Source organism: Catenulispora acidiphila DSM 44928, from assembly GCF_000024025.1.
GTDB classification, from domain to species: Bacteria; Actinomycetota; Actinomycetes; order Streptomycetales; family Catenulisporaceae; genus Catenulispora; species Catenulispora acidiphila.
Window position 1 is genome coordinate 5,284,502 of the sequence record NC_013131.1, and the last position, 20,543, is coordinate 5,305,044.

Annotated in this window: 12 protein-coding genes and 1 pseudogene; 8 read left to right on the forward strand and 5 right to left on the reverse strand. The window is 69.8% G+C overall.

The features are described from left to right. Positions 1–170: 170 nt before the first annotated feature. The 4 genes from CACI_RS22990 to CACI_RS23005 all read left to right on the forward strand — a co-directional run bounded on the left by CACI_RS22990 (position 171) and on the right by CACI_RS23005 (position 3,556). A complete protein-coding gene (locus CACI_RS22990; protein ID WP_015793237.1) occupies positions 171–881 on the forward strand; it encodes an SDR family NAD(P)-dependent oxidoreductase in 711 nt (236 codons plus the stop codon). Positions 882–984: 103 nt separating this feature from the next. Then, entirely contained in the window at positions 985–1,827 is an 843-nt protein-coding gene (locus CACI_RS22995; protein WP_015793238.1) for an MBL fold metallo-hydrolase, read from the forward strand. 21 nt (positions 1,828–1,848) lie between these two features. Next, the gene (locus CACI_RS23000) at positions 1,849–2,409 is read left to right on the forward strand and encodes a TetR/AcrR family transcriptional regulator (RefSeq protein WP_015793239.1); all 561 of its coding nucleotides are present in this window, start codon (positions 1,849–1,851) and stop codon (positions 2,407–2,409) included. 85 nt (positions 2,410–2,494) lie between these two features. Then, positions 2,495–3,556, forward strand: a complete 1,062-nt coding sequence (locus tag CACI_RS23005; RefSeq protein WP_015793240.1) for an SDR family oxidoreductase — start codon at positions 2,495–2,497, stop codon at positions 3,554–3,556. Here the strand turns inward: CACI_RS23005 and CACI_RS53565 are convergent, their stop codons facing one another. Further along, positions 3,557–8,203 (reverse strand): glycoside hydrolase family 3 C-terminal domain-containing protein, encoded by a 4,647-nt coding sequence (locus CACI_RS53565; protein WP_015793241.1) that lies wholly within the window; start codon positions 8,201–8,203, stop codon positions 3,557–3,559. A gap of 196 nt (positions 8,204–8,399) precedes the next feature. Here CACI_RS53565 and CACI_RS23015 point away from each other — a divergent pair, with 196 nt between their 5' ends. After that, on the forward strand, positions 8,400–9,668 hold the full coding sequence (locus CACI_RS23015; RefSeq protein ID WP_015793242.1) for an ROK family transcriptional regulator: 1,269 nt from the start codon (positions 8,400–8,402) through the stop codon (positions 9,666–9,668). Here the strand turns inward: CACI_RS23015 and CACI_RS23020 are convergent. The 3 genes from CACI_RS23020 to CACI_RS23025 form a co-directional block, all read right to left on the reverse strand. Next, positions 9,661–10,977, reverse strand: coding sequence for an MFS transporter (locus CACI_RS23020; RefSeq protein ID WP_015793243.1), 1,317 nt, complete (start codon positions 10,975–10,977; stop codon positions 9,661–9,663). The two genes, CACI_RS23015 and CACI_RS23020, sit on opposite strands and share 8 nt — an antisense overlap. Before the next feature lie 23 nt (positions 10,978–11,000). Next, positions 11,001–11,156 carry a hypothetical protein gene (locus tag CACI_RS52690; protein WP_223297218.1) on the reverse strand — a complete coding sequence of 52 codons (156 nt, stop codon included), beginning with the start codon at positions 11,154–11,156 and terminating at the stop codon, positions 11,001–11,003. 162 nt (positions 11,157–11,318) lie between these two features. Beyond that, positions 11,319–12,473, reverse strand: a complete 1,155-nt coding sequence (locus CACI_RS23025) for a glycoside hydrolase family 19 protein (protein ID WP_015793244.1) — start codon at positions 12,471–12,473, stop codon at positions 11,319–11,321. A 371-nt stretch (positions 12,474–12,844) separates the two neighbouring features. Between CACI_RS23025 and CACI_RS23030 the strand changes: the two are divergent. After that, a pseudogene (locus CACI_RS23030) lies at positions 12,845–13,864 on the forward strand (ATP-binding cassette domain-containing protein); the annotation flags it as partial. 326 nt (positions 13,865–14,190) lie between these two features. Next, positions 14,191–15,048 carry an ABC transporter permease gene (locus CACI_RS23035; RefSeq protein ID WP_015793246.1) on the forward strand — a complete coding sequence of 286 codons (858 nt, stop codon included), beginning with the start codon at positions 14,191–14,193 and terminating at the stop codon, positions 15,046–15,048. A 20-nt stretch (positions 15,049–15,068) separates the two neighbouring features. Here CACI_RS23035 and CACI_RS23040 read toward each other — a convergent pair whose 3' ends face one another. Continuing rightward, positions 15,069–18,299 (reverse strand): BTAD domain-containing putative transcriptional regulator, encoded by a 3,231-nt coding sequence (locus CACI_RS23040; RefSeq protein ID WP_015793247.1) that lies wholly within the window; start codon positions 18,297–18,299, stop codon positions 15,069–15,071. A 227-nt stretch (positions 18,300–18,526) separates the two neighbouring features. On the opposite strand from CACI_RS23040, the gene CACI_RS23045 reads away from it, so the two are divergent. Next, entirely contained in the window at positions 18,527–20,542 is a 2,016-nt protein-coding gene (locus CACI_RS23045; RefSeq protein ID WP_015793248.1) for a glycosyl hydrolase family 28-related protein, read from the forward strand. Position 20,543: the final 1 nt, after the last annotated feature.

Consider the following 20,543-nt stretch of genomic DNA (forward strand, 5'->3'; position numbering starts at 1 on the left):
CCAATACTGGCGCATCATGGCGTTACGAACAAATGAGAGGAATTGCAGGTCAGGACGTGGATCCGCCCGGCGCGCGCCGCTGGTGTGGAAGGTCAAGGCTGAGCCAGGGCCAGGTCTGCTCGTCGTCATCGTTCAACCGTCACTGCCGTAGTAGTTGAAGGAGTACACCCATGTCCAAAGTGATCGCTGTCCTGGGCGCCGGCCAAGGTCTCGGCACCTCGATCGCCCGACGCTTCGCCGCCGAGGGCTTCCGCATCGCCCTGGTGGCGCGCCGCAAGGAACGCCTCGATGCCCTGGTCGACGAGCTCAGCGCCGGGGGCATCGAAGCGGTCGGCTTCACCGCCGACCTGTCCGCGCCGGAGGAGATCCCTACCCTGATGCAGGCGATCCGCGAGCGGTTCGGCCAGATCGACGTGATCGAATACGGCCCGATCCCCGGCAGCCACTTCACCCCGGCCGCCGAGCTGCGACCGGACGCCCTGGCCCAGGACATCCCGCTGCTCCTGCTCACACCCCTGGCAATCGTCCAAGCCGTACTCGCCGAATGGAAGCAGCGCGGCGACGGCGCCTTCCTGATGACCACCGGCGCCACCGCCGTCCACCCCATGCCCTACTGGAGCGGCGTCGGCCCGCTGATGGCCGCCGCCCGCAACTGGCTGTACTCCCTCAACGGCGAACTCGCCCCCGCGGGCATCTACGCCGGCACCCTGTCCATCGCCGCCTTCATCACCGGCAGCGAAGCAGCGCAGGCAGCCGCCACCGACCCCAAGGCGGCATCCTTCCCCGTCGTCGACCCAGCCGACCTCGCCGATCTCTACTGGGACATGTACGCCAAGCGCGACCGCGTCGAGGAGGTCCACCCCGACCTCAAGACCAGCTGACAGGCGGACTCGCCGAAAATATGTAGACCGGTCCATTGACTAAAACTAGACCGGTCTACATATTATGGAGGCGTCCGCGAAGCACGGCCGACGGAGGAGAGACATGAAGATCCATCACTTGAACTGCGGGTCGGTCCGGGAGATCGAGCGCACCTATGAAGGGCCGGCGGCGGCGCATGCGGTGAACCACTGTCTGCTGCTGGAGACCGATGGCGATGGGTTGGTGCTGGTGGAGACGGGGTTGGGGCTCGTTGACATCGCTGATCCAGACGGGGTGCTCGGTGCTGGGTGGGTTAAGGCATCGCAGCCTGTGTTGGCGGAGCAGGAGACTGCGATTCGGCAGGTCGAAGGGCTTGGGTTCGGTGCCGGGGATGTGCGGCACATCTTCCTCAGCCACTTGGACGTCGACCACTGCGGTGGGCTGCCGGACTTCCCCGAGGCGCAGGTTCACCTGCTGCGTGCCGAGCTGGAGGCCGCGCTGGCGCAGGCGCCGAGTGCCCGCTACCGGCCTGCGCACTGGGAGCACGGGCCGAAGTGGGTTCAGTATGCGCCCGAGGCCAATGATCAGTGGTTCGGGTTCAGCGCGCAGCAGGCCGAGGGGTTGTCGGAGGAGATCCTGATGGTTCCGCTCGGCGGTCACACCGAGGGACACACCGGTATCGCCGTGCGCGACGGCGACGACTGGCTGCTGCACTGCGGCGATGCCTACTACTACCACCGCGAACTCGACGACGAGCCGGAACCGCATCCGCTGCTCAACTGGGTGCAGACCACGTACGAGACCCACCACGACCTGCGGCTCGGCACCCAGGCCCGGCTACGCGAACTGGTCCGCGCCCACGGTGACCAGGTCACGCTCATCGCCGCGCACGACCCGTGGGAGTTCGCGCGCCTCCAGCAGCTCCAGCAGCCGCGGGGCAGCGAGCGCCGCGTTGCGAAAATATAGAGACCGGTCTATTTTGACGTGATGGGCGAGAAAGGCACGCAAACACGAGACTCCCTCCTGGACGCCACCCAGGACCTGATCGAGACCGCGGGCTACTTCGGCACCGGCCTCAACACCGTGATCGCAGCAGCCGGAGCACCCCGGGGCTCGCTCTACTTCCACTTCCCCGGCGGCAAGGACCAGCTGGTCACCGAAGCGCTGCGGCGCGGCGGGCAGGAAGTCAGCGCCCTCATGCGCGAGGTCGCCGAAGCCGCGCCGGACACCGCCGCCGCCGTCACCGGCCTGCTGGACGCACTGGCCGACCGGCTGGAAGCCTCCAGCTGGCGCAAAGGCTGCCCGGTGGCGACCGTGGCCCTGGACATCTCCGCATCCAGCGACACCCTGCGCGAGGTGTGCAGCGACATCTACCGCAGCTGGGAAAGCGCGCTCGCCGCACGCCTGAGCGCCGACGGCCACCCGACGCCGGACGACACCGCCACCGCGATCCTCGCCCTCATCGAAGGCGCCTTGCTGCTCGCCCGCGTCCACCAGCAGCGCGAACCCTTGGAGCGCGTCAAGCGCGTCGTCGCCACGCTGCTGTAGCCGAGGGCTCAGCTCGCACGGCGCCACAGGGACGAGTCGCGCGGCAAAAATATGCAGACCGATCTACTGATTGAGAAGGAGGACCATGCCCGACACGATCGTCTTCGGCGCCACCGGCTTCATCGGCCGCCCCCTCGTCCGCGAACTCCTGGCGCGCGGACACCACGTCGCCGCCGCGGTCCGCGACGCCCGCACATCCGGCGACCGCCTCACAGCCTGGCTCGCCGACCACCACACCGACACCACCCACCTGACCATCGTCGAAGCCGACATCACCACCGAGCACCTCGGCATACCCCCCGACACCCTCGCCGGCATCCGCGACGTCTACAACACCGCCGGCCGCTACGCCTTCGGCCTCACCGCCGCCGAAGCCAAAGCCGCCAACGTCACCGGCGCGCGCCACGTCGTGCAATGGGCCGCGGCACGCCCGAACCTGCGCCGCCTGGTCCACATCAGCGGCTACCGCGTCTCCGGCGCCGACAGCCCGCCGCCGGACTACCGCAAACTCGGCGCGTATGAGGCCTCGAAGATCGAAGGGGACGCGGTCGTGCGCACCCGCGCCCGCGAACTCGGCGTGCCGCTGACCATCGCCAACCCCAGCACTGTCATCGGCGAAGGCCAGTACATCGGTCTGGCCACGATGGTCGCCGACCTGTGGCACGGCCGCCTGCCGGCGCTGCCGGGCGGCCGCGACGTGTTCGTGCCCGTCGTCACCCTCGACCACCTCGTCCAGGTCCTGGCGAACATCCCCGAGCACGAGGCCACCGCCGGGCAGGCGTACTGGATCCTGGACGACACCACCCCGAACCTGCCCGACCTCATAAGGCATATCGCAGATCACCTCGGCGTGAAGGCACCGAAACGCTCCATCCCGGTCGGGCTGCTCCGAAGGCTGCCGCGCGCGCTGACCGGAGCAGACCCCGAGACCTTGTCGTTCCTGTCGACCGACCGCTATCCGACCGCCGCGGCAAACGCGTTCGCCAAGGCCACCGGCGTGCGCATCCCGGCAGTGACCGACGCGCTCAACGACTGGGCCGACCACCTGGTCGCGACCCGATTCGGGACCGTGCCGGAGCCGCGAGAAGAAACACGTCGGGTCCCGGTGCACGACCGCGCACCGGGACCCGACGAACCGCTGCGTTGATCAGCCGATCGCCGCCGCGAACACGTGCAGCGGCGAGGAGTTGCCGACCGGCAGCGTCACCGTCGCAACGGTCTTGCCAGCCTGCAGTGCCACGCTGTCGTAGAAGATCGAGGCCTTCCACGGCGACGTTCCGCTGGAGGTGTTGCCGTAAGCGGAGGTCACCGCGACCTGCGATCCGGGGAACGGCGACGTCGAGGCCCAGTCGCCGAACCCGAGGGTGAACTGCTGCGTGGTGCCGTCGGTGTAGGTGATGGTCGCGGTGCCGGAGGACTGGCCGTTGGCGGCGGCGCCGAGGAACCCGAGCTTGGCGTCGCCGCTGCCGCTGCCGGCAATGGCGAACGAGCGGCCGTCGGCTTCGACGTTGTCGCTGGTGCCCGCGGCGGCGGCCGGCCAGGTGAAGGCGAGCCCGTCGAAGGTGAACGCATCACCCGGGGTCAGCCCGGCGGCGGCGAGCGCCTGCGCGGAGAAGCTGTTGCCGCCGCCGTCGATGTTGCCGGGTCCGTGGTTCGCGTCATCGGTGATGGACACGTTGTTGAACCCTGCGGTCAGCGACGGGTACGCGACGGTGGTCTGCGTGCCGGAGATCCCGGCCTGCGCGCCGCCCACGCTCTCGGTCACGCCGATCACCTGCGACCCCGGCTGCTGAGTCGCCGGCACCGACACCGACCAGGTCGTCGACACCGTCTCACCGGCGCCCACTGTGGCGAACGTGTCCGGGGTGCTGTTGGTCGCCGTCCACCCGGCCGGCAGCGTCAACGCCAGTGCCACGGTGCTCAGCGCCGCCGGCGAGGAGTTCGTCAGCGTCGTGGTCACCGTGCCCGACGATCCCGCCGCCAGCGCCGTCGGCGCGGTGACGGACAGCTGGTCGGACTTGATCGACATGGCGAAGATGTGCATCGCCGGGGTGCCGCCGTGCGGCTGCGCGCTGCCGGGCGGCAACGTGATCGACTGCACGGTCTTGGTCGCGTCCAGGGTGATGGGGAAGTAGTCGATGGTCGCCGCCCACCCGGTCTGGTTCCCCGGCTGGTTGCCGTAGGGCGCGCGGATCGCGACGTCGCCTCCGGTCGGGGGTGTGCCGTTGGCCCAGTCGCCGAACGCGATCGTGTACGGCTGGGTGCTGCCGTCGGTGTAGGCGATGGTGCCGCTGCCGCTGCTGGCTCCCCAGGTGCTGGTGCCCAGCAGACCCAGGGTGGAGCCCGAGCCGGAGATGTCGATGGTCTGTCCGGCGGCGACCACGTTGTCGGACTGCCCGACCTGCCGGTCCGGCCAGGTGAAGGTCAGACCGTCGTGGACCAGCGGCGCGCCGGGGGTGACCCCGACCGAGGCCAGCGCCTGCGCCGAGAAGCTCGCGCCGGCGCCGTCCAGGTCGGCGCCGCCGCGGTTGCTGTCGTTGGTGATCGCGTCGTTGTTGAACGCCGCCGGCAGCGAGGTGAACGGCACCGCCAGCTGGCTGAAGCCGGTGCTGTCGTGCTGCCCGCCGACGGTCGCGTCAGCGTTGATCGTGTACGTGCCGCCGGTGTTGGCCGGCACTGTCACCGACCAGGTGGTGCTGACCTTCGCCCCGGCTGCGACGTGCGCGAAGCTCGCCGGGCTGGTCGCGGTCGCCGTCCAGCCCGAGGGCAGGTCCAGGTTCATCGCGACGTTGCTCACCGCACCGGAGGAGGAGGCGGTGGCAGCGGCGGTGTTGGTGAACGTGGTGGTGACTGTCGAGGTCTGACCGGGCTGGGCGAGCGCCGGAGTGCTCACCGACACCGCGTGGCCGACGACGACCGGTGTGGACCCGGACACGCCGTTGACGGTGACCGTGATGTCCGCGGTTCCCGTTCCGACGGCGGTCAGGACGCCCTTGGCGTTGACGGTGGCGACGCGCGGGTCGCTGCTGCGGTAGCTGACGTGCGCCTTGGACAGGTCGGCGAAGCTGCCGTCGGTGTCGGCGGCCTCGATGATGCCGTCGGCGGTGACGGCCATGTTCCGGTCCTGCGGGACCGAGCCGACGCCGGTGGTGTCATCGGCGATCCACGGGTTCTTGCCCGTCAGGTCAAGGCTCTGACCGACCTGGAAGTCGACCTGGTCCGGCTGCACCGTGACGGTGCTGACGCGCGAGCTCAGAGCGCCGGTCACGGCGACGTCGGCGCTGCCGCGGATGTCGGAGGCGTCGGCGCCGACGCCGAAGGAGTAGGTGCCGTCATACACGACCGACTTCATGGTGGCCGGATCCCAGATGCCCAGGTCGGGGATGTGCGCGGTGATCGTCAGATGCTGGCTCTCGCCGGGCTTGAGCACCTTGCTCTTGGCGAACCCGACCAGCTGCTCGTTCGGGAACGTTTGCCCGGCGACCGTGAACTTCGGCTGCGCGTACAGCTGCGCCACGGTGCTGCCCGCGGTCTTGCCGGTGTTCTTCACCGTCACCGACACGCTCTGGCTGCCGTTGGCGTCAACGCTGCGGCCCTCGGCGTGAACACCGGAGAAGGAGAACGTGGAGTAGCTCAGGCCGTAGCCGAACGGGTAGGTCGGAGTGCCGGTGAAGTACATGTACGTCCGGCCCAGACCGCCGGTCTGCGCCGGGGTCAGGCCGTAGTTCGACATCGCCGGAAGCTGCGAGTCGTCGGCGTACCAGGTGAAGTCCAGGTGCCCGTCGGGGTTCTGCGCGCCGAACAGCACATCGGCCAACGCGGTGCCCTGGCTCTCGCCGTTGAAGCCGCTGAACACGATCGAGGCGAAGTCCTTCTGGACGTCGTCGATCCGCACCGGGCCGCCGGACTGGACCGCCAGCACCATCCGCGGGTTGCCGACCGCCGCGACCTGCGAGATCAGCGAGTCGTAGTTGCCGGGCATCGCGATGGACGTGCGGTCCTTGCCCTCGTCGGCGATCTGCTGGTTGGTGCCGACGAACACGATCACCGCATCGGCGCCGGCGACGTCGGCGAGAGTCTGCGCCGAGCAGGACGCGGCGGCGCTCGCCGTGGTGGAGGTGCCGCAGGCGTCGAAGGTCACGCTCGCCCCGGGGTTGGCCTTGCGCACCGCGGCGGTGATGCCCTGCACCGGGCTGACCTTCAGCGCCGGGTCGCTGGAGTAGTTGCCGAGGGTGACGGCGTTCGCCATGTCACCGACGATCACGATCTTGGCGGTGGCCGCTGCCGACAGCGGAAGCAGCGGCTTGGCCGCCGCTGCCGCGCTGGACGCCGCGCTGGACGCCGCGGGCGGGGTGGTCGACGTGCCGGACGCCGCCGGCGGCTGGTTCTTCAGCAGCACCAGCGAGTTGTCCGCGACCTTCGTCGCCAGCGCCTGGTGCGCCGGGCTCTGGATCTGCGCCTTGGTGATGCCGGTGTACGGGTTGGACCCGGCCGGGTCGAACTCGCCGGTCTCGACGCGCACCGTGAAGATCTTCACCAGCGCGTTGTCGATGACGCCTTCGCTCAGGACCCCGGCGCTGATCGCCGCGGTGATCTGCGCGTAGGTGTTCTCGCCTCCAGCACAGTTCAAGTCAGTGCCCGCGCGCAGCGCATAGGCCTGGCCGCCGGCCTGCGCCGGCACGGTGGCGCCGGTCGCGGTGTTCGTCCACGTCCCGGTGGAGCTCTTGCCGTCGGTGGTCCAGCCCGGCGGCGCCCAGTCATGGCCGCTGGGGAAGCTCTGATACGCGGTGCCGATGGCGCCGCAGTCGGAGGTCACGTAGCCGTTGAAGCCGAACTGGCGCTGCGCGAGCTGGTTGGCGGTATAGGTGTCCGCCACCGACGGGGTGCCGTTGATCGCGTTGTAGGAGGTCATCAGCCCTGAGACGTGCGCGTTCTCGATCAAGCTCGCGAACTGCTTGGTGTAGTAGTCGTGCAGATCGGTGTCGCTGACATTAGAGGAGATACCGGTGCGGTCCTGCTCGACGTCGTTGAGCGCATAGTGCTTCGCCGTCGCCGCGACCTTCAACGTCCCGGTCTTGGACTGCCCGGTCGGAGTGTTGCCCTCATAGCCGTTGACGAACGCCCCGGCCATCGTCGAGGTCAGATACGGGTCCTCGCCGAACGCCTCGTCGGTCCGACCCCAGCGGGGATCGCGGTCCATGTTCACCGTCGGAGCCCAGAACGTCAGGCTGCCGTAGTCGGCGGCCGACGGGCCCAGGTTGTTCTGGTTCACCCCGAACAGCGACTTGTCCAAGAAGCCGCGAGCCTCATCGGATATCGCAGTCGTCTCCTGATAGATCAGGCTCGGATCCCAGGACATGGTGCTGGCGAAGTTCGTCGGGAAGCTCGTGGAGTGCACCGCCCCGCCGTTGCCGCCGTTGTCCTGATTGGCGCCGAGGGTGTTGACACCGTGCTGGCCCTCGCTCCAATACGTGTACTGCTGCACCCCCAGCCGCGGAATCGCCGGGCCGCTGTTGGTGCTCAGCTGCTCCACCTTCTCCGGCAGCGTCATCCGCGACACCAGATCGGCGGCGCGCGCCTGCGCGCTGTAGTGGGTGTCGAGGTAGATCGGCAGCGGCGTCTTCTTCTGCGCCGCCTGCGCCGCCTGCGCGCCGGCTGCTCCCGCTGCTCCGGCTGCTCCGGCTGACGAGGCTGGGGCGGCGGCCACCGCGATACCCAGCCCGAGCGCCACAGCGAGCGTGGCGTGGACGGCCCTTCGCCCTCTGGGCCGGGTGGTGCGTTCGTGCTGTTCCATTGCGCCTCCGAACTGGATGCCTGCTGGAGCACTCGCTGCGCGCCGGGGCGTCCCACCGGCACGGTGTCAGGACCCGGAGAAGCTACGGCGCCGCCCCTCACATTCAGCCGAGTATGCGCGAAAGTCAAGGTCTGCGAAACATCTCGCGGACTAGTTTTGACTAGGTCAGGATTTAGTACGTTGCTATGGTGCTGGCGTGCACTCGACTGCCGGCGACACGCAGGCCGCGCCCCAAACCCCGATCAACCTGCACAACCTGGGGCGGGTCCGCATCCTGCAAGCCCTCACCAGCCACGCCCGGCTCTCCCGCGCCGACCTGGTGCGGCACACCGGACTGGCCCGCACCACCGTCAGCTCCGTCATCTTCGACCTGATCTCCGCGGGCCTGGTCCGCGAGAGTCCCGACGTCCGCGAGAATTCCGACACCGCCGCCGCCGCCGCCGCCGGCGCCGCGCCCGGCCAGCGCACCGGCCGCCCGCCGCTCCTGCTGCGCCTGGAACCGGAGGCCGCCTACGCCGTCGGCCTGGACGTCGGCCACGATCACGTCCGCGCCATTGTGACCGATGTCGTCGGAACGCCCCGCTGGGACCGCACCGAGGCCCTGGCCGTCGACGACGACCCGCGGCGCGCGCTGGACACCGCCGTGCGCCTCATCGCCGAAGCCGTCAAGGACACCGCGGTCCCGCCACACAAGATCCTCGGGCTGGGGTTGGGCATCGCCTGCCCCGTGGACAAAACCACCGGCGGCTTGCACGCCGAGGGCATCATGCCCGGCTGGGTCGGCACCCGGCCCGCCGACGACCTGGCAGAGCGCACCGGACTGCCGACGCAGATCATCAACGACGCCAACGCCGGCGTCCTGGCAGAGCGCCGCTTCGGCGCCGCGCGGGAGGCCACCAACGTCGTCTACGTCCGCCTCGCCGCCGGTATCGGCGCCGGCATGATGAGCGAAGGCCGCATGCTCCTGGGCCACCACGGCCTCGCCGGCGAGCTCGGGCATGTGATGGTCGAGCTGAACGGCGCGGTGTGCCGCTGCGGCAGCCGCGGCTGTTTGGAAACCGTCGCCAGCCCCGCGGCGATCGCCGGGTTGTTGGCGCGCAGCTGGGGACAGCCGGCCGACAGCATCGACCTGCCGGAGCTGCTGCGCCGAGGCGACCGCGGCGCGCTGCGCGTTGTCGAGGACGCCGGGGAAGCGGTCGGCCGCGCCCTGTCCGCGGCGGTACAGCTGCTCAACCCGCAGCTGGTCGTCATCGGCGGCGATCTGGCCGAGGCCGGTGAGGCGCTGCTGGAGCCGATCCGCAGGACTCTGCGCCGCGGCACCATGGGATCGCTGAATCAGCGGCTGCGGATCGTGCCGAGCACCCTCGGCGACAGCGCGGGCGTACGCGGCGCGGCAGCGCTGGTGCTGGACAGCGTGCCGCAGCGCCTCGCGCTGGACCTCCCGGCTCGCGGGGATCTCAGGTAGCCGACGGGCTCGGCGAGGTCTCCAACCCTTGCGTGCGCGCCGCAGCTGCGGCGACGGCTTGGCGCGCGTCGTACCGCAGCAGCGAGGGCACCGCGGCGGCGAGCAGACCGATCCCGGCCAGGCACGCCAGGCCGCCGGAGACCACGGAGACACGCGGGGTGAACGCGGTCGCGGCCGCGCCGGATTCCAAGTCGCCCAGGCGCGGACCGCCGGCGACGACCACCATGTACACGCCCTGCAGCCGCCCCTGCATGCCCGCCGGTGTGGCGACCTGCATCATCGTCGACCGGTACACGGCGCTGACCTGGTCTGCCGCGCCTGCCGACGCCAGCATGAGCAGCCCGACCCACAGCAGCGACACCGCGCCGAACGCGGCGATGGAGGCGCCCCACACCACGATCGCCAGCACCACGCCCAACCCTTGGCGGCTGACCCGGGTCAGCAGACCGCCGAAGCCGGTCACCAGCAGCGCCCCGGCTGCCGGCGCGGCGTACATGAGGCTGGCTGTGGTGGCGCCGCCGTGGTACTGGCCGTACGCCAGCGCCGGATACAACGCCTTGGGCATGCCGAAGATCATGGCATTGATGTCGGCGAGGAACGAGGCGGTGATGATGCGCTCGCCGCGGATGAACCGCAGACCCTCCAGCACCGAGGCCAGTCCGGCGCGCGGCGCGTCGGCGCCCGCGGGCAGCGCCGGGAGCCGCAGCACCGCGTACAGCGCGGCGAAGAACGTCAGCACGTCGATGCCGTAGGCCCACTGGAAGCCGCCGACACCGACCGCGACACCGGCGGCCAGCGGACCGACGATGACCGAGAACGTCATGCTGCCGTAGGACAAGGTGTTGGCGGCGCCCAGTTTCTCGGCACGGACCAGCACCGGCGTCAGCGAGCGCCGCGCCGGGGCGTCGACGGCGGCGAACCCGGCCTGGGTAGCCACGCACACCAGCAGCAGCGGCACGTCGCGCATCCCGGCAGCGGCTTGGGCGAACAGCACGAGGCTGACGGCCATGGTCCCGACCGAGGTGACCAGCAGCAGCTTGCGCCGGTCGACAGCATCGGCGATCGCGCCGCCGTACAACCCGAAGAAGATCAGCGGAATCAGCGCGGTCAAGCTGGCCAGACCCACATCCAGCGAGGAGTGGGTGATCGCGTACACCTGCAACGGGACCGCGACCTGCGTCACCTGCGTGCCGATCGAGGACACCGCCTGCCCGGCGAACAGCCGCCGGTAGGCCGGCGACTCCCGCAGCGGGGAGATGTCGGAGACGGCAGAGCGGGCTATTCGACCCAGGCGCGCGGTAAGACTCACCGCCGCATGCTATCTGTGACACCTCAGCGGCTGATCACGCGCGGGGGGTCGGGGCGGGCCGCGGGCCCGGGCGCCGAGCCGCCGGCGACCGGCACGGTCACCATCGGCGCGTGTTCGGGCTGCAAGCTGTATGCCGGCGACAAGGACGGTCGGGCGAGCGCGTGTGGCAACAGCGGCATCGACTATCCGAAGGCTTCGTTCACGTTGCCGCCGGGTTTGAGATGAGCGGTTTCGGTCTGGGGTTGTAGGCGGGGGGCGGGGCCGCGTGCCCGGCCGGGGTCGTGAATCTGGCGGCCGGGCACGCGGGGGGATGCTGCGCTAGTGCTTGTGGGGTCGCAGCATCAGCAGGTGAGGTTTCCGCCGGCGGTGACGCCCAGGATGGACGTGAAGGATTCGTAGTCGTTGACGCGGTCTTGCATTTCGCCGGTGTTGCCGCCGTTGCATTCGATGTCGTTGATGGCGCGGATGGTGGCGCCGAAGCCGGCTCCTGTTGTCATGGCCTGATGGGAGGTCAGGGAGCCGTTGCCGGTGCCGGTGAACCAGTACCAGATGGCGGTTTTCCAGGAGGTGGCGGAGTCTGTGGCGACGAGGTTGGGGTTGTGCAGGAGGTCGATGCCCAGGGCGTTGCCGGCGGCGTAGTAGTTGAAGTTCCAGGACAGTTGCAGCGGTCCGCGGCCGTAGTAGGCGTAGGTGCCTGCGGGGCAGCCGTAGGATTCGCTGGCGCAGTAGTTGCCGGATTGGTCGATTTCGTTGATGTAGACCAGTCCGCCGGTTTCGTGGTCCACATTGGCCAGGAAGGCTGCGGCTTCCTGCTTCTGCACGGTGGCGCTGCCGGTGGTGGCGAACGCGGGGTAGGCACTCAACGCCGCGACCAGACCGGAGTAGGTGTAGAAGGAATTCCGGTTCGGGAACATCTGGTTGAACTGGGCCTGGCTGACGACGAAGCCGCCGGTCCCGCCGCCGCCTCCGCTGCCGTTGGGCAGGGTCCAGGACTGGTTGGCAGATCCCGCGCAGTCCCAGATCTGGACCTGCGTGCCCGCGCCGCCCCAACCGGTGTCGTCCAGGCACTTGCCGGAGTTGGGGTTGAGCAGCGCGCCGTTGGACTGAGGCTGCCAGACCTGCGCGGCGGTGCCGTTGCAGGAGTACAGGTCGACTTTGGTGCCGTTGGCGGTGCCGGCGGCGTACACGTCCAGGCACATGCCCAGCACCTGAAGGCTGCCGTTGGAGGCGACGGTCCACTGTTGGGCGCCGCTTCCGTTGCACGTGTAGACCTGCACCGGGTTGTACTGCGCGGTACTGGCGCTGCGGTCGTCCAGGCACAGGCCCTGGTAGCCGGTGATCTGGCCGGTGCCGGCGGCTTGGGCGAGGCTGGCGGTGCCGATACCGATGCCGGTGAGCAGGACGACGGCGCCGAGCATCGCGGCGAGGCGGTGCAGGGTGGGCCGTATCCGGGTGCGTGGATGCGGTCGCCGTTGGGATTGTCGGGTCGGTTTCATCCGGTCGGTTCCTTCCTGGGGTGGCGGGTGCCTGAGCGTTGATGACGTTGATGGCTGGTGCTGAGCTCTGATGAACGGCGCGGCCAGCTGGCGCGGTGCGGCGATCGCCCACGGCGGAAAAAGGCATGGGGGTAGCGCCAAGCGGCCCTGCATGGGGTGGTCAGTCGCGCAAAGGGTGTGGCAGAGCTTTAATTCACGACTTAGTTCACGTCAGGATTGAACTCCCGGCGTCGGGGCGGGTCAAGGGTCTAGACCAAAGTTTTGGTCTGGACCACTCGGGTGCCCGTGATACCGCCGTGTAGCCGTGGTGAAGCCGGCGGTGCGTACGTTCCCCCTGTGAGTCCACGAGGGTGTGAAGGGGTGCGAGGCAGATGACATCAGCGATCAACGCCGTGGAGGCGGTCGGGCTGCGTAAGGATTTCGGGACGTTCCGGGCTGTCGACGGGATCGACTTGGAGATTCGGCAGGGGGAGATTTACGGGGTGCTCGGGCCGAATGGGGCGGGCAAGACCACGGCGTTGCGGATGTTGGCGACGCTGTTGCCGATCGATGCCGGGCAGGCGCGGATCTTCGGAGTGGATGTGGCTGCCGAGCCGCATCGGATTCGGCAGCTGATCGGGATCACGGGGCAGTACGCGTCGGTCGATGAGGAATTGACGGCGGTGGAGAACCTGTGGATGTTCGGGCGGTTGCAGGGGTTGCGGTCCGCTGATGCCAAGGCCACTGCGCGGCGGCTGCTGGGGCAGTTCAGTTTGGAGGAGGCGGCGGAGCGGCCGATCGCGCAGTTCTCTGGGGGGATGCGGCGGCGGCTGGATTTGGCGGCGAGCCTGATCACGCGTCCGCCGCTGATCTTCCTGGATGAGCCGACGACCGGGCTGGATCCGCGGACCCGCGGGGAGATGTGGGACACGATCCGCGGGCTGGTCACGGAGGGCTGCACGGTGCTGCTGACGACGCAGTATCTGGATGAGGCGGATCAGCTGGCGGGGCGGATCGCGGTGCTGGACCGGGGGCGCAAGGTCGCTGAGGGTACGCCGGAGCAGCTGAAGGCCTCCGTCGGCAACTCCACGTTGCAGTTGCAGCTGGCTGCGGGCGCCGATCAGGAGCAGGCACGGCAGGTGGTGCTGCGGGTCGCCGGTGTCGAGCCGGTGCTGAGTCCGGAGTCGGGGCGGATGAACGTGCCGTTGGACGACGCCGACCGTGCCGCGGACATCCTCATCGGACTGCGGCAGACCGGGGTGTCGATCGCGTCGGTGAGTGTGGCGCAGCCGACGCTGGACGAGGTGTTCCTCGCCCTCACCGGCCACGGCGCCGAATCCGGTGATGACGACCCCGGCGATGACGACGGCCGCGGCGACGATCGTGGCGGGCCCGGCGACTCCGGCGCGCCCGGCAATAGCAAAAGCATCGGCATCGGCATCGGTAGCCAAGGCAAGCCCGGCACCGGGACCGCGACTCGCACTGGCACTGGCATCGGCACTGGCACCGGGACCAGGACCGCGACATCAACAACCGCATTCGCCGCCGCCGACTCCGCTTCGAGGCCAGCCGCCGCCGATGCCCCAGCCGCCTCCGCCGTCTCCAGGCCAGCCTCCGCCTCCGCCTCCGCCAACGCCCCAGCTGCCATTGCTACTGCCGTCTCCAGGCCAGCCGCCACCGCCGCAGAAGCCACAGCCTCCGCCCCGAAGTCCGCCACCACCACCGCCCGGGAGTCCCAGTGAACACCGCCACCGCGTCCCTGCCGGCGACCAAGCCCGCTGCGCCGCGCCTCGTCGATCCGGCGGCGGCTGTCGCTGCTGCTCGGGCGCATAGCACCGCCGGTGAGATCGCCGGGCAGACGTTGGTGATGGCGTGGCGGGCGTTGAAGAAGATGCGGCGTAATCCGGAGCAGTTCTTTGATGTGACGATTCAGCCGCTGCTGTTCACGGCGATGTTCGCCTACATCTTCGGCGGTGCGATTTCCGGCGGGGTCAGTGCGTATCTGCCGGTGCTCATTCCTGGGATCGTGGCGCAGACGGTGCTGACGACGTGCATGTCGACGGGGGTGCAGTTGCGGGAGGACATGGAGAAGGGGGTGTTCGACCGGTTCAAGTCGCTGCCGATGGCGCGGATCGCGCCGCTGGCCGGGCCGATGATCGCCGATCTGGTGCGCTATCTGATCGCCGCCGGTTTGACGTTCGTGGCGGGTCTGATCATCGGCTACCGTCCCGGTGGCGGGGTGGTGGGGGTGGCCGGTGCGATGGTGCTGGCGATCGTCACCGGGTGGTCGCTGGCGTGGATCTTCACGTGGCTCGGCACCATTACCAAGAGTGCCAAGTCGGTGCAGGGCATCTCGATGCTGATCATGTTCCCGTTGACGTTCCTGTCGAACGCGTTCGTGCCGGTGCAGACGCTGCCTCGCTGGCTGGCCGACTTCGTGAAGGTCAACCCGATCTCGCACCTGGTGTCCGGCACGCGCGCGCTGGCCAACCACGGCCAGCTGTCCGGCGAGGTCGGCTGGACGCTGCTGGCGTGCGCCGCGGTGATCGCGGTGTTCGCGCCGCTGTCGACCCGCAGCTACCGCCGCCACTTGTAGAAACAGTCAGCGAGCCACTGTCAGCTGCCCTCTGATTCCTCAGGCAGCCGCCGCGCCGCCGCCCGGGCCTGCTCCAGCAGGTCCGGCGGGCGGCGATCGGCGTATTCGGCGCTCATCTGCTCCAGAGCGCCGGGCAGCGCCTCCTTCGCGGCGGCGAGGATCCGGTCCCAGGCCATCGTCGGCAGCATCCTGTTGTAGGCGAACCGCTGCGCCAGCGCCAGCAGCCGCACCGCGTCGGTGGCGGCGGCGGCTTTGCGCAGCAGCGCCCACGCGCCCAACGCGAACAGCAGCAGCCCGGCGGCGGGGTAGTCCAGGCGCTCGTTGTCGGCGGTCAGCACTTTCAGGGCACTGGCACGGCACGCCGTGAACTTCGCCTGTCCGCAGGCCAGCTCCTCGGCGTCGGCGGCGTACCAGGCGTGCGCGTTGAGTACCAGCGCGTCGCCGAAGTAGCTCCACAGCTCGGTGCCGGTGCGCATGGCCTCAGGAACCTGCCTCTGGCGCATCCGGGCTGAGCTTTCCCGATACAGCCGCAGCCCGTCGGCGATCTGCCCGGAGGCGAGCAGCAGCTCGGCGCGGCAGATGTGCCGGAAGACGTCGGTGCCGAAAGATGCGGCGCGCATCTCGATGCTGTCGATCCGGCCCAGCTGTTCGGCGGCGCGGGCCAGCCTTCCGGCACCGATGTCACACAGCACCAGCAGGGCCCGCAGCTGCGCTTCGTCGTCGTTGGCGCCGAGCCGCTCGACCACCGGCAGCGCCGCTTTCGCGTGCGTGATCGCAGCAGTGCTGTCGCCGAGCTGCATGGTCAGCTCGGCCAGCAGCGCGTGCGGCATCGCCGTCGTCCAGGGCCCGGCCTGCACGCCGTCGGCGGCGTCGGATTCGGCCAGCGCCAGCACCCGCTCGGCGGCGGCGAGCGCCGCCGGCAGGTCTCCTTCGTTCTCGAAATGGCGGCTCAGCCACAAGCTGGCCACGCCGGCGGTGTGCCGGTCGGCTCCGGCGGCGAGGGCGCAAAGCCGTGCCGGGAACGCCGCGTCGACCGCCGGTGCGCAGGTCAGCAGCACCTCAACCAGCGCCGCCAGGTAGATGTCCTCGCCGCTGGCCGGGCCCAGGCGGTGCAGCAGCGCGAACAGATCCGCGCCGTGATCCCCGGACAGTGCCAGGGCGTTGTTCAACGTGATCGCCACCGCGGCGCGGGTGGCGTCGGCCAGGTGCGGCGGCGGTGTCCAGTCGCTCAACGCGTCCCGGACCGCGCCGCCCAGGACCAGCAGCCGGAAATGCTCACCGCGCATCATCCACATCGTCCCGAGCCCGGCCAGCAGCGTCACCAGCGATTCCCGGTCCCCCTCGGCGATCGCGCCGCGCAGCTCGTCAGCGAGGTTCGTCTCCTCCACGCTGACCGCGTCGATGGCGGCGAACTGCCCGGGACCGGAGAAGGCGAGCCGCTGCGCCGAGACATACCGCACAGCCCACCGGCGCTGCGCGGCGCGCGCCTGGTCCTGCTCCCCGGCGGCGGCCAGCTGCATCCGGCCGAACTCGCGCACCGTCTCCAGCATCCGGTACCTGATACCGGCCGCGCTTTCCCGCACCGTGACCAGCGACTGGTCGACCAAGCCGGGGACGGCGTCGAAGACGGCCGGCGGCAGGACTGCTTCGGCGGCTTGCGGGGTGAATCCGTCGTGGAACAGCGCCAGACGCCGCAGGGCTTGTTTTTCAGCCTCGCCCAGCAGGTTCCAGGACCATTCGATGACGGTCAGCAACCCCTGGTGCCGGTCCGGGGCGCTGCGGTCGCCGCCGCGCAGCAGCGCGAACCGGTCGGCCAGCCGCCGGTCGATGTCCTCCACGGCCATGACCCGGACTTTCGCGGCGGCCAGTTCGATGGCCAGCGGCAGCCCGTCGAGCCGGCGGACGATCCCGGCGACGACGTCGGCATCCAGGCGCGCGTCGGGCCGGGCGGCCAGAGCCCGTTCGGCGAACAGCTGAACCCCGTCGGCCGTGCCGAGCTCGCCCAGGGGGTAGAGGCGTTCGGCGGCGATAGCCAGCGGCGCGCGGCTGGTGGTGAGCACCCGCAGGTCCGGGGTGGCGGCGATGAGGAACGCCACCAGGTCCGCGACCGCGCCGATGAGATGCTCGCAGTTGTCCAGCACCAGCAAGCCCGGCACTTGCGCGAGCTGTTGGGCGATCCGTGCTGTGAAGTCAGCGCGCTGCCTCGGTGTCAGGGCTGCGCGGCCGCTGACCGAGTCCCGCACCCCCAACACCGATCCGACCTCCACGGCCAGGTCCTCATCGGGCAGGACACCGGCGAGTTCGACGAAATACACCGCCGGCTGCTCAGCTTGGCGCGCCATGACCTGCGCCAGCCGGGTCTTGCCGAGCCCTCCGGGCCCGACGATGGACACCACGCGCGAGGCGGCCAGCGCCGTGCGCAGCCGCGCCACGTCGGCGTCACGGCCGATCAGCTCGGTCGCGTCATACCGCAGACCGTGCCGTACCGGCCGGTCCAGCGCCAACAGAGCGCGCTGCACCCGCTGCAGCACCTCGCCAGGGTCGGAACCGAACCGCTCCCGCAGGTCGCGGCGGTGCCGTTCGAACCGCTCCAGCGCCGCCGCCGGACCCCGCACCGCGGCTTCGCTGCGCAGCAGATCAGCGAGCAGCGACTCGTCGTGCGCGGCGTCGGCGTGTGCTGATTCCAGCTGCGGCAGCGCCTGGGCGTGGGCGCCGGTGCGGCTGGCGGCGCGCGCCGCGACGGTGCGGGCGGCGGCGAGCTGTGCGGCCGCGGTGTGACGGATCTCGGCGAGCGGCCCGTCGTCCTCACTGGCGCTAGTGAGGATGACGGCGCCGGTGGCTGCCGCCGCGCTGTCGGCCGCATCCTGCCCTCCGACGACGGTGAGTGCCTGTTGTGCCAGCTCCGCCGCGCGTGCGGCGTCGGTGTCCAGTGCGGCGGTGGCCTCACGCACCAGCCGGCTGAGTTCGGTGCTGTCGACCTCGCCGGGCCCGACGCCGAGCCGGTATCCGGTGCCGTCGCGGACGATCACCTCCGGACCGCAGGCGCTGCGGGTCCGGGACACCAGCACTTGCAGGCTTTTCACACCGTTGCTCGGCGCGGCATCGCCCCAGACGGCTTCGATGAGCTCCGCCGCCCCGACGGCTCGGCCCTGACGTGCGGCCAGGGCCGCGAGCAGCGCTTGCGGGCGCTCGCCCACGACGGCGACGCCGTGCCAGCGCACATCGTCCAGGAGCCTTAGCGCGATACTCACCGCCCAAGTCTAGAAGCGTGCCGCCACCGTGGGTCTGCTCGAGAGAACACGAAGGAGTCGACGAGTGCTGCGTCTGCGTGTCCTGAGTGTGACGCGTGCCCAAGCGCGCAAAATTCAACGGAACTCGCGCAAGAAATCTTGCCGGAGAGAGAAGATCTTCGATGATCTCCTGAAATCGATGCACAGACCTCTTGCTTCGCAGCCCGCCGCGCCCTACGGTCGGCGTCATGTCCACACCCACCCAACCCTTGGCCGCGGCGTTCGCCGTGGTCCTGGGCCTCAGCACGCTCCTCGCCGCCGGGCCGGCCGGGGCGGCTCCGGCGTCCCCGACCAAGGTCACCCGGGCCGCGCTGGACCCGGCTCTGGTCGCCGGACGAGGCGCCGACCTCGGGTTCACCGAGCAGGAAGCGGAGAACGCCGTCACCGACGGCACAGTCGTCGGTCCGGGCACCGACGCCTACACACTGCCCGCCGAGGCGTCCGGCCGGTCGGCCGTGACGCTCAAGCCCGGGCAGTACGTCCAGTTCACCCTGCCTGCGGCGACGAACGCCATCACGGTGCGGTACAGCATCCCGGACGCGCCGAACGGCGGCGGCATCACCGCGCCGCTGGACGTCGCGGTCAACGGGCACGACCACCACACGATGACGCTGACGTCGCAGTACGCGTGGCTGTACAACGAGTACCCGTTCAGCAACGACCCGAACGCCGGGCCGCTGAACCCGGACTGGTGGACCACGGAATGCAGCTGCGTTCCGGACCAGACCACGCCGGAGCCGGTGTTCCCGACACCGTTCCGGGCCAACCACTTCTACGACGAGGAGCGGCTCGCACTCGGGCGCACCTACCGCGCCGGCGACGTCATCCGGCTCACCGCCCCGCTCGGGACGACGGCGGCGGCCACCACGATCGACCTGATGGACTCCCAGCTGGTCGCGGCACCGAAGGTCGACCTGAAGGCGGTGAACGTGCTGCTGTTCGGCGCGGACCCCACCGGACGGCGCGACTCGGCCGACGCGATCGACCGGGCCATCGCCTTCGCGCACCTGGTGCACCTGCCGGTGTACATCCCGCCGGGGACGTTCCAGGTGAGCCGGCACATCATCGTGGACGACGTCACCATCGAAGGCGCCGGCAACTGGTACACGATCATCAAGGGCCACCAGGTGACGCTGAGCGCGCCGGCTCCGGACGGATCGGTGCACACCGGCGTCGGCTTCTACGGCAAGGACGCCTCAGCCGGCGGGTCGCACAACGTGCACCTGTCGGGCTTCGCCATCGAAGGCGATGTGCGTGAGCGCATCGACACCGACCAGGTCAACGGTATCGGCGGCGCGCTGAGCGACTCCAGCATCGAGGGCCTGTACATCCAGCACACCAAGGTCGGCATCTGGCTCGACGGCCCGATGAGCCACCTGACCATCGCCGACAACCAGATCGCCGATCAGATCGCCGACGGAATCAACTTCCACACCGGCGTGACGAACTCGGCGGTGCGGAACAACTTCGTCCGCAACACCGGCGACGACGGCCTGGCGATGTGGTCGGACAAGACCGCCGACAGCAACGACGTCTTCGACCACAACACGGTGCAGACCCCGGTACTGGCCAACGGCATCGCGCTGTACGGCGGCACCGACCTGACCGTGTCGGACAACCTGGTCGCCGACCCGATCCGCGAGGGGTCGGCGCTGCAGATCGGTTCGCGCTTCGGCGCGGTGCCGTTCGGCGGCACGATCACCGTGGCGGACAACACCACGGTGCGGGCCGGCACGTTCGAGCTGAACTGGAAGATCGGCCTCGGCGCGATCTGGATCTACGCCCTCGAGCACAGCATCGATGCGAACATCCAGGTCACCGGCGATGACTTCCTGGACAACACCTACAACGCGATCATGATGGTGTCGGACTTCCCCGTGAAGGACCTGTACTCCATCACGAACGTGCACTTCTCCAACATCAAGGTCGACGGCACCGGAACCTCGGTGGTCTCGGCCCGCGCCGCCGGCGGCGCCACGTTCCAGAACGTGGTGGCGCGCAACGTCGGCGCGGTCGGCGTGAACAACTGCGGATCGTTCCACTTCACGCCGGCCGGCTCGGAGTTCGCGCTGACCGACCTGGGCGGCAACACCGGCGGCGGCACCACCGGTCCGTGGCTGGCCTCCTGGGAACTGCCGAACACCATCACCTGCGACGACCGTCCGGCAGTGGTTCCGCCGCCGGCGCCGTCGGTGTGGCCGTGAG

Bases quoted from the DNA above. Each gene is read 5' to 3' on its own strand.
- CACI_RS23005 (WP_015793240.1), top strand. From the start codon at position 2,495: ATGCCCGACACGATCGTCTTCGGCGCCACCGGCTTCATCGGCCGCCCC.
- CACI_RS23000 (WP_015793239.1), top strand. From the start codon at position 1,849: ATGGGCGAGAAAGGCACGCAAACACGAGACTCCCTCCTGGACGCCACC.
- CACI_RS52690 (WP_223297218.1), bottom strand. From the start codon at position 11,156: ATGCCGCTGTTGCCACACGCGCTCGCCCGACCGTCCTTGTCGCCGGCA.
- CACI_RS22995 (WP_015793238.1), top strand. From the start codon at position 985: ATGAAGATCCATCACTTGAACTGCGGGTCGGTCCGGGAGATCGAGCGC.
- CACI_RS22990 (WP_015793237.1), top strand. From the start codon at position 171: ATGTCCAAAGTGATCGCTGTCCTGGGCGCCGGCCAAGGTCTCGGCACC.
- CACI_RS53565 (WP_015793241.1), bottom strand. From the start codon at position 8,203: ATGGAACAGCACGAACGCACCACCCGGCCCAGAGGGCGAAGGGCCGTC.
- CACI_RS23025 (WP_015793244.1), bottom strand. From the start codon at position 12,473: ATGAAACCGACCCGACAATCCCAACGGCGACCGCATCCACGCACCCGG.
- CACI_RS23045 (WP_015793248.1), top strand. From the start codon at position 18,527: ATGTCCACACCCACCCAACCCTTGGCCGCGGCGTTCGCCGTGGTCCTG.